The 9392-nt window shown below is 73.9% G+C and carries 7 protein-coding genes; 1 reads left to right on the plus strand and 6 read right to left on the minus strand.

Annotated features, from left to right (window positions below; all coding sequences use genetic code 11):
* The 6 genes from thrS to ABZS66_RS58295 form a co-directional block, all read right to left on the minus strand.
* Nucleotides 1-1744 (minus strand): threonine--tRNA ligase (thrS, locus tag ABZS66_RS58270; RefSeq protein ID WP_354773068.1); only part of this gene is annotated, 1744 nt, incomplete at its 3' end.
* A 53-nt stretch (nucleotides 1745-1797) separates the two neighbouring features.
* A complete protein-coding gene (locus ABZS66_RS58275) occupies nucleotides 1798-2382 on the minus strand; it encodes a phosphoesterase PA-phosphatase (protein WP_354773070.1) in 585 nt (194 codons plus the stop codon).
* A 765-nt stretch (nucleotides 2383-3147) separates the two neighbouring features.
* Nucleotides 3148-5553, minus strand: coding sequence for a VIT domain-containing protein (locus tag ABZS66_RS58280; protein ID WP_354773072.1), 2406 nt, complete (start codon nucleotides 5551-5553; stop codon nucleotides 3148-3150).
* Entirely contained in the window at nucleotides 5550-6275 is a 726-nt protein-coding gene (locus ABZS66_RS58285) for a MerR family transcriptional regulator (protein ID WP_354773074.1), read from the minus strand. The genes ABZS66_RS58280 and ABZS66_RS58285 overlap by 4 nt, the downstream gene beginning before the upstream one ends.
* Before the next feature lie 19 nt (nucleotides 6276-6294).
* Nucleotides 6295-7638 carry an ATP-binding protein gene (locus tag ABZS66_RS58290; RefSeq protein ID WP_354773075.1) on the minus strand — a complete coding sequence of 448 codons (1344 nt, stop codon included), beginning with the start codon at nucleotides 7636-7638 and terminating at the stop codon, nucleotides 6295-6297.
* Entirely contained in the window at nucleotides 7635-8294 is a 660-nt protein-coding gene (locus tag ABZS66_RS58295) for a response regulator transcription factor (protein WP_354773077.1), read from the minus strand. Before ABZS66_RS58295 ends, ABZS66_RS58290 begins: the two co-directional genes overlap by 4 nt.
* 176 nt (nucleotides 8295-8470) lie before the next feature.
* Here ABZS66_RS58295 and ABZS66_RS58300 point away from each other — a divergent pair.
* A partial coding sequence (locus ABZS66_RS58300; protein ID WP_354773079.1) for a sigma-E factor regulatory protein RseB domain-containing protein occupies nucleotides 8471-9392 on the plus strand: 922 nt, incomplete at its 3' end.

The raw sequence follows: 9392 nt of genomic DNA on the forward strand, positions 1-9392 counted from the left end.
GGTACTCGCCGTGGTCGGCCCGGATCGGGATGCCGACCACCTGCACCGGGGCGAGCCAGGCCGGGAACGCGCCGGCGTAGTGCTCGGTCAGCACACCGAAGAACCGCTCGATCGACCCGAACAGCGCCCGGTGGATCATGACGGGCCGCTGCCGGGTGCCGTCGGCGGCCTGGTACTCCAGCTCGAAGCGCTCCGGCAGGTTGAAGTCGAGCTGGATCGTCGACATCTGCCAGGTGCGGCCGATCGCGTCGCGCGCCTGCACGGAGATCTTCGGCCCGTAGAAGGCGGCGCCGCCCGGGTCGGGCACGAGCTCGAGGCCGGACTCGGTGGCGACCCGGCGCAGCGTCTCGGTCGCGGCCTCCCAGACCTCGTCGGAGCCGACGTACTTGTCCGGGTTCTTGGTCGACAGCTCGAGGTAGAAGTCGGTGAGGCCGTAGTCCTTGAGCAGGTCGAGCACGAACTGCAGCAGCGAGGCGAGCTCGCTCTCGATCTGCTCCGGGGTGCAGAAGATGTGCGCGTCGTCCTGGGTCATGCCGCGCACCCGGGTCAGGCCGTGGATGACGCCGGACTTCTCGTACCGGTACACCGTGCCGAACTCGAACATCCGCAGCGGCAGCTCCCGGTAGGACCGGCCGCGCGAACGGAAGATCAGGTCGTGCATCGGGCAGTTCATCGGCTTGAGGTAGTAGTTCGCGCCCTCGACCTCCATGGGCGGGAACATGCCGTCGGCGTACCAGTCCAGGTGGCCGGACACCTCGTACAGGTGGCCCTTGGTGATGTGCGGGGTGTTGACGAAGCTGTACCCCGCCTCCTCGTGCCGCTGGCGCGAGTAGTTCTCCATCTCGCGCCGGATGATGCCGCCCTTCGGGTGGAACACCGGCAGGCCGGAGCCCAGCTCGTCGGGGAAGCTGAACAGGTCGAGGTCGGCGCCCAGCTTGCGGTGGTCGCGGCGGGCCGCCTCCTCCAGCAGGCGCTGGTACTCCTTCAGCGCGTCCCGCGTCGGCCAGGCGGTGCCGTAGACCCGCTGCAGCTGCGGGTTCTTCTCCGAGCCGCGCCAGTAGGCGGCGGCGGTGCGGGTCAGCTTGAACGCCTGGATCAGCCGGGTGGTCGGCAGGTGCGGGCCGCGGCACAGGTCCGACCAGCAGACCTTGTCCTCCTTGGCGTCGAGGTTGTCGTAGATCGTCAGCTCACCGCCGCCGACCTCCATGACCTCGCTCGTGTCCAATGACTGGCCACTGTCGCTCTTGACGTCGACCAGCTCCAGCTTGAACGGCTCGTCCTTGAGCTCGGTCTTCGCCTGCTCGACCGAGTCGAACCGGCGCCGGCGGAACCGCTGGCCCGACTTGATGATCTCCTGCATCCGCTTCTCGAGCTTGTCGAGATCCTCGGGGTGGAACGGCTTGGCGACCTGGAAGTCGTAGTAGAACCCGTGCTCGATCGGCGGGCCGATGCCGAGCTTGGCCTCCGGGAACAGGTCCTGCACGGCCTGCGCGAGCACGTGCGCGGTCGAGTGGCGCAGCACGTTGAGCCCGTCGGGCGAGGACAGGTCGACGGCCTCGACCTCGACGTCCTCCTCGGGCGTCCAGTCGAGGTCCCGCAGCCGCCCGTCCGCCTCGCGGACGACGACGATCGCCTTCGGCCCGCTGGCCGGCAGCCCGGCGGCGGCGACCGCGGCGCCGGCCGTCGTGCCGGCGGTGACCACGAGGCGCGGCGGGGCTTCGGCGACGGGGCGCGCTGTGGACACGATGGGCTCCCATGGATCGGTCGGCGGGTTTCCACCCGATGCTATCGGGGTGCTCAGCGCAGGGCCGAGAACACCCCTCCGGCGACGGCGGCGCCGACGAGGGTGCCGACGACGACCTGCGCGACGGTGTGGTCCTTCAGCGCGACCCGGGACCACCCGACAGCCGCCGCCGGCACCGCCGCCAGGGCGAGCCACCATCCGTACACGAGCATCAGGATCACCACCGACCCGGCCGCCACCGCCGAGTGAATCGACATCTTCCACCAGTGGCTGACCCCGGCCGCGACGACCAGCCCGACCCCACCGGCGACCACGGCCGCGAGCAGCTCCCGGTCCGCCCCCGCCCAGACGAGCACCCCGAACCCGGCCACGACCGACCCGAGCCCCACGAGCAGCGGCCCCCGCCGCTGCCGATGGTCGCCGATATGGTGATCGGTGAGTGCTCCGGTACGCACGCCGCGCAGGATGTACAGGAAGGGCAGCACGCTCTCGAACAGCGCCGCGACAACGCCGAGCGCGAGCCCACGCCGGAGGTCCCCGCCCTCGCTGTGCACGGCGAGCAGCACGAGCAGCACCGACACGAGCACGGCCGGCGCGAATACCTCGGTGACGACCCGAGCGACCCGTTCCCTGATCACCGCTGCACCCTAGCCGGTCGACGCAGAGCGGCCGGTCGATGTGCTCCCCCGTTGTCGAGCACATCGACCGGCCGCCCGCCGGGCGCGGCGTGGGATCCGGGCCCACGCCGCGGTCTATGGGTTGGTGCGTCCGGCTCCCCGAAACCCGATCGAGGCCCGATTTGTCCGGTGTCGAGACGGTCGAGGCAAGGAGCCGCTCACGAACGGGCCGGGAGGTTGGGCTTCGGGCCGTGGGCTTCGGGCCGTGGGCTTCGGGCCGTGGGCTTTCGTGGTGCGGATTCCGAGGCCTTGGCTTCCGTAGGTGCGGCATCAGACGCCGTTCGGATCGGGAACCGGCGCGGGTTCGTGTCCTGTCCGGGCCCGCCCGTGGGCAGCCGCGTCACGGTGAGCAGCAGGCCCGGAACTGGCGGAGGTTGCCGTCACCGCCGGGACACCAGGCGCCGTTGCCCGCCGCCGCGGCCGGGCGGGCCGCGGCGGGTCGATCAGCCGTGCGGTGACTGGCCAGCTGTGTGGCCGGTGGCTGGCCTTCCCGTGGTGGCCAGCGTCGGGGTCTTCAGTGGTGACCAGCCTCACGGTCGTGGCCGGCCTCGCCCCGTCGTGACAGGCCTTCCCGTGGTGGCCGGCCTCGCGGCGCGCGCGGTCAGCCCGTCGCGCGGTCGATCAGCCGTGCGGTCGAGCGGTCGGCCGCGCCACCAGCGGGTCGCCGCTCGCCCCGCCACCAGTGGGCGGGCTTGCCGTCAGGGGCGGGGGCCTGAGTCGGGCGGGTCAGCGCTTCCAGAAGGCTCCCCTCGGGGCGGCCGGTGGAGGGTCGCCGGCCGCCTTGTCCAGGGCGTCGAGGGCCAGCTGCCAGAGTTCGGCGAGCGGGCGGGTGGCCAGGGCGGCCGGGTTCAGGGCGTCGACCAGGGGCTCCAGCTGGACCAGGCCCAGGGCCGCCAGGCGGGTGCGCAGGTCCTCCAGCAGTTCCCGGCGCTCCCACTCGGGTGCGTCGGCCGCCTCGCGGAGGCGGGCCGCCTCCTGGGCCGCCACCTCGCGGATCTCGACGACCTGGGCGCGGGCCTGCTCGGCCTGCGGGTGGGCCGGGCCGGCGGGGCGCATCGCGCGGGCCGACCCGCGCCCACGCAGCTTGCGGGCCATGCCTCCGACCGCGGCGCCCGGGGGGAATGGACGGGGCGCTGCGGTCGGGTACGGCGCCGCGCTCGGCGCGGGCGGCGGGCCGGCGGCCAGCGGCATGCTCGCCGGCGCGGCCGCGAACGGCGGCGCCATCTGCGCGGCGCGCATGGGCTGCAGGGGCGGCGGCGGGACGGCGGTCGGTAACTCCCACCCGGCCGGCGTCTCGACCGGCTGGGTCACCCGGCGCGGCTCCTGGCCGTCGGTGACCACGCGGGTGTCGACCGCCACGTAGGCGGTGAAGCGGCACAGCACACCGAACCGCAGCGACGCCGCCGTGATCCGGTCCTCCAGGTCGCCCGTCGGCCGGGTGCCGGAGACGTAGGCGTCCTCCAGGTCGCGCAGCAGCGCCCGGGCCCACACCTGGGTCAGCGCGGGGTTGTCGTGCCGCTCGCCGGTGACCGTCGCCGACCAGGGCCGGCCGTCGCGGGTGGTGCCCGAGACGGTGATCGAGCCGGCGGGTGCGCCGCGGTAGCGCCCGGCGATCACGAACGGCACGCCGGGGAAGACGTCGGGGCGCCGGGCCGGGGCCTGCGTGTCGTCGACCAGGTCGAGGCCCGACGCGGTGAGCTGGACGCCGGTGACGACCGGGGCGCCGATGCGGCGGTGGATGTGGTCCATCGCGGCGTCGAGCCGGTCCTCGCTCTCGACCAGTTCGCAGCGGCCGCCGCCGGCGATCGCGAGCCGGCCCAGGAAGCCGGCGTTGACCGCCTGGTCGATGCCGACGGTGTGGACCCGGACGCCGCGCAGCGCCGTCGAGACGGTGCGCAGGATCTGGTCCTCGTTGCCGACCTGGCCGTCGGTGACCAGCACCAGGACCCGGTCGCGGGTGTCGTCGTCGAGCAGCTTCAGCCCGTCGAGCAGCGGCTGGAGCAGCTCGGTGCCGCCGCGGGCGTCCATGCGGGCCAGGTGCTCGACCGCGCGGTACCGGTTGCGGTCGCCCCCGGGGACCAGCCCCGCGGGCAGCGTCGGCGGCGCCTCGACCCGGTCGTCGAACGCGAGCACCGTGAACCGGTCCTGCGCGCCGAGCGTGTCGACGATCCGCGCGGCGGCGCGGCGGGCCGCGACCATCTTCCAGCCGCCCATGCTGCCGGAGCGGTCGAGCAGCAGCACCACGTCCTTGGGCCGGGGCGGGGCGTCGGCGCGGGGCGGGAGCACCGTCAGCCGATACGTGCCCTCCTCGCCGCCGGCGTCGGGCGCGAGCGCCAGGCTCTGCGTGCCGGCGCCGTAGCCGATCCGCAGCACGAAGTCGCGGTCGGCCCGCTCCCCCGGCCGCACCGTCAGGTGCCCGTCCTGCTCCTCGACCGCGTGCAGGCTGGACCGCACGTCGCCGAGCGGGAGCCCGGCCGGGTCCAGCGCGACGTCGATCGACAGCCGCAGCGGGTTGGGGAAGCCGGGCAGCAGCACCGGCGGGCTGATCCGCGAGGCGTCCGGCACGGCGTCGGTGTCGAGCGCGTGCCCGGCGCCGACACTGTCACCGTCGAGCGCGGCGCCCGGAATGTACCGCGGGGCCACGACCAGCGGGAACCGGTAGGTCGCCTCGCCGTCCTCGAAGGCGAGGGGCCCGACCAGCGTGAGCGTCACGCTGACCCGCTCGCCGGGCAGGATGTTGCCGACCCGCATGGTGAACACGTCGGGCCGCTCCTCCTCGGCGATCGAGGCGCGCTGGCCGGCGGCGATCGCCGTGTCATACGCCTCGCGGGCGGCTCCCCGCTCCTGCAGCTGGGCCTCCACGACCCGCCCGTCGGCCGTCATCGCCATGCGGGTGACGGCGGCCCGGTCGGGCAGCGGGAAGATGTAGGTGGCCTCCAGCGCGGTGGCGTGGACGTTGACGAACTCCTGGGTGAGCTCGGTGCGGGCGACCAGCCCGGTGATCTCGGTCCGCACGTCGAGGCGGTTGAGGGGCAGGTTGCCGCGCTCGGTGCGCAGCGCACCCAGCCCGGCCTCGTCCGCGGGGGCGGCGACCCGAGCGGCCTCCGCCTCGGTCATCGTGGCGACGTTCATTGCGCACTCCCTGGATTCGGCTCGGCGGGCGGAAGGGCTTCGGAATGGAGCGGACGCGGCAGCAGCCCGCGGGCCATGAGCTGGTCGATGAGCGGTCCGGCGGCGGCCCGGACGGCAGCCGCGTCGGCGGCCCCGAGCGGGCCCGGCAGCAGGAGCACGGCTCCACCGCCGAGCGGCACGCCGGTCATGAGCGGCCCGGCATCCCCAGCTTCTCGCGGCGGGTCGAGCTCGGGCACGGGAACGGGCGGCGACGCGGGCGAGGGTTGAGCCGGCGGGTTTCGCCGGCTCGCCGGCCCCGGTGGCTCGGGAGGCTCGGGAGGCTCGGGAGGCTCGGCCCAGAAGCGACGGCGGGCCGGACCCGCGCTCGCCGCACTGACACTGTCATTGACACTGTCACCGTCGGCCTCGGGGAGGCGCGCGATCCCGCGCAGCGTCTCGTCGGGCGCGTCGGCGAGCTCGGCCTGGATGTCGGCGATCTTGCGCCCCTCCGACTGCCGCCGCTTGACGGCGACCAGCTGGAGCAGGTGGCGCGGCCCGTAGAGCGCTGTCCGCCCGCGCATCGCGGGGCGGTCCACCAGGCCGATCGTCGTATACCACCGGATGGCCCGGCTGTCGGGCACGTCGCGCACCCGGCCGTTGGGTGCGCCCGCATAGGCGGAGCCGCCGAGCGCGGCCGCCACGCGGGCCGTCAGCTCGTCGAGCGTCCATCCTGTCGCGGTCATGCCGCCAACTATGACACTGTCACATGACACTGTCAAGGAGTCGGGGCAGCCGTACCTCGGCGCGGATGCCGGGCCGAGCGTCCGTCAGCCGCACGGTGCCGCCGTGCTGGCGGGCCAGCTCGCGGACGATCGCCAGGCCCAGGCCGGTGCCGCCGGCGTCGCGGGCCCGGCCGTCGTCGAGCCGGGCGAAGCGGTCGAACACCCGCTCGCGCAGCGCGGCCGGGATGCCCTCGCCGTCGTCGGTCACCGTGACCAGCACCTGGCCGCCCTCGGCCTCGGCGGCCAGGACCACCGCGGTACGGGCGTGGCGCGCGCCGTTGTCGACCAGGTTCAGCAAAATCCGGTGCAGCGCGTCGGGGTCGGCCTCGACCCACAGGGACTCCCCCGGCTGGACCCGGACGATGTCGTACCGCCGGGCCAGGTCATTGAGCAGCGTGGGCAGCTCGACGGGCTCGCGGGCCCCGGGCCGCCCGTCGGCCGCGTCGGCCCGCGCGAGCAGCAGCAGGTCGTCGACCAGGCGGGACAGCCGGTCGATGTCGGCGAGCAGGTCGTCGGAGGCGCTGGCCCAGTCGCCGAGCTTCTGCGCGACCTCGACCTGGATCCGCATGCTCGCCAGCGGGCTGCGCAGCTCGTGGGCGGCGTCGGCGATGAACGAGCGCTGCCGGGCCCGCGACTGGGCGAGCCGGTCGATCATGTGGTTGAGGGTGACGGCGAGGCGCTGGATCTCGTCGCGGGACGGCGGCACGGGCAGCCGCTCGTCGGTCGCCGCGCCGGTGATCCGCTCGGCGCCGGCCCGGAGCCGGTCGACCGGCGACAGCGCCTGGCCGACGACCCGCCAGGCGATCGCCACGAGGACGGCCACCAGGGCCGGGTACGTCACCCACAGCGCGCTGCGCAGCAGCTCCTGGCTGCGGCTGTAGTCGCCGAGCGGCACGCCGACGAGGACGACCCGGTCGGGCTGCACCTGCCGGGCGGTGACCCGCAGCTGGTCGGGCTGCAGCGCGCGGTCGCCGGGCACGGTCACCCGCTCGCCGTCCAGCGCCCGGCCGAGCTCGTCGGGGCGCAGCACCGGCACGAGCAGGTCGGCGTTACGGTCGCCGGCGACGACCCGGTGCTCGCCGTCGAGCACCTGGACCACCTGGCCGGCCGGGGCGGGCAGCGGCGACGGCAGCTGGCCGCCCTCGTTGAGCAGGTTGACGATCTCGGTCACGGTGGCGTCGGCCGAGTTGTCGAGGGTGCCGCGGAAGCTGTACGTCATCGCGGTGGCCATCGCCACGCCCGCGATCCCGAGCCCGACGATCAGCCCGCTGGTCCCCAGCAGGACGAGCCGGCCGCGCAGCGAGAGCCGCGACCACCACTTCATGACGCTTTGAGCCGGTATCCGGCGCCGCGGACCGTCTCCAGGGCGTCGCGGCCCAGCTTGCGGCGCAGGTAGCCGACGTAGACCTCGACCGCGTTCGGCGCCGTGTCGATGCTCGCGTCCCAGACGTGGTCGAGCAGCTCGGTCTTCGAGACCACCTGGCCCGGGCGGCGCATGAGGTACTCCAGCAGCGCATATTCCCGGGCGGTGAGCACGATCTCGGCCCCGCCGCTGGTCACCCGCCGCCGCGCCGGGTCGAGCGCCAGGTCCCCGACGGTGAGCACGCTCGGCCGCTCCGGCGCACCCCGGCGCAGCAGCGCCCGCAGCCGGGCGACGAGCACCACGTACGAGAACGGCTTGGTCAGGTAGTCGTCGGCACCGCAGTCGAGCCCGTCGGCCTGGTCGTACTCGCCGTCCTTGGCCGAGAGCATGAGCACCGGCACCCAGTTCTTCTCCGCCCGCAGGGCCTGCACCACGCGGTACCCGGACAGGCCGGGCAGCATGATGTCCAGGATCACCGCGTCGTACCCACCGTGGCGGGCCAGCTCCAGCCCGTTCGGGCCGTCGCCGGCCACGTCCACGGCGAAGCCCTCGGCCTGGAGCCCGCGCTGCAGCGCGTGCGCCATCCGCACCTCATCCTCCACTACCAGCAACCGCACGAGACACAGCGTGGCACGCTGTGCTGTGGAGCGGCACAGGCGGTCTCAGCGATGTCACAGGCGGCTCCGAGCAACATGGTCGGTAGGAGGTGTACCCAATGTCCAACTTCACGTCACGACCGTTCCTTCGGTGGGCGGTGCCCGCGGCTGCTGCGGTCGCTGTGGTCGGTGCGGGCGTGGCCGCGAAGACCCTCGCCGTCGCCGCCGAACCCGACCTGCCGCCCCGCACCGCCGCGGAGCTGCTGGTCGACGTGCAGACCGCCCGTCTCGACGGGCTGTCCGGCACGGTCGTCGAGCGGGCCGATCTGGGCCTGCCGGCGATCCCGACCCTGACCGGGGAGCAGAGCGCCGAGCTGACGTCGCTGGTCTCCGGCAAGCACACGCTGCGCGTCTGGTACTCCGGGCCCGACAAGGCCCGCGTCTCGCTCCTGGGCACCCAGGGGCAGAGCGACGTGATCCACAACGGCACCGACACGTGGATCTGGAACAGCAAGACCGCCACGGCGCAGCACTTCAAGTCCGACCCGTCCAAGGCCGACGAGGACAAGGGGCCGGCCGGCATCCCGAGCGGCGTTCCCAAGACGCCGCAGGAGGCCGCCGACCTGGCCCTCAAGGCCATCGACCCGTCGACCCAGGTCTCGACCGGCAACTCGGCCCGCATCGCCGGTCGCAACGCCTACGAGCTGATCCTCCGGCCGCGCGACACGGCGTCGCTGGTCGGCGAGATCCGGCTCGCGATCGACGCCCAGGAGAAGCTGCCGCTGCGCGTGCAGGTCCTCGCCAAGGGCCAGGCCAGCCCGGCCTTCGAGGTGGCGTTCACGCAGGTGAGCTTCACCCGGCCGGACGACGCCCAGTTCGTGTTCAACCCGCCGGCCGGCACCAAGGTCGAGGAGGCCGACCCGGACAAGGTCGCCGAGGAGCACCAGCAGAAGCAGCCCGACCTGACCAAGAAGGGCGAGGAGCCGAAGACCACGGTCATCGGCACCGGCTGGACCTCCGTGTTCGTCATGCGCTCCGGTGGCGGCGCACAGGCCGACCCGGCCGAGGCCAAGAAGGCCGAGGACGTGATCAGCCAGCTGCCGACCGGTAACGGCGGGC

Origin of the sequence: Dactylosporangium sp. NPDC005572, assembly GCF_040605515.1 — a bacterium.
Classification (GTDB): domain Bacteria; phylum Actinomycetota; class Actinomycetes; order Mycobacteriales; family Micromonosporaceae; genus Dactylosporangium.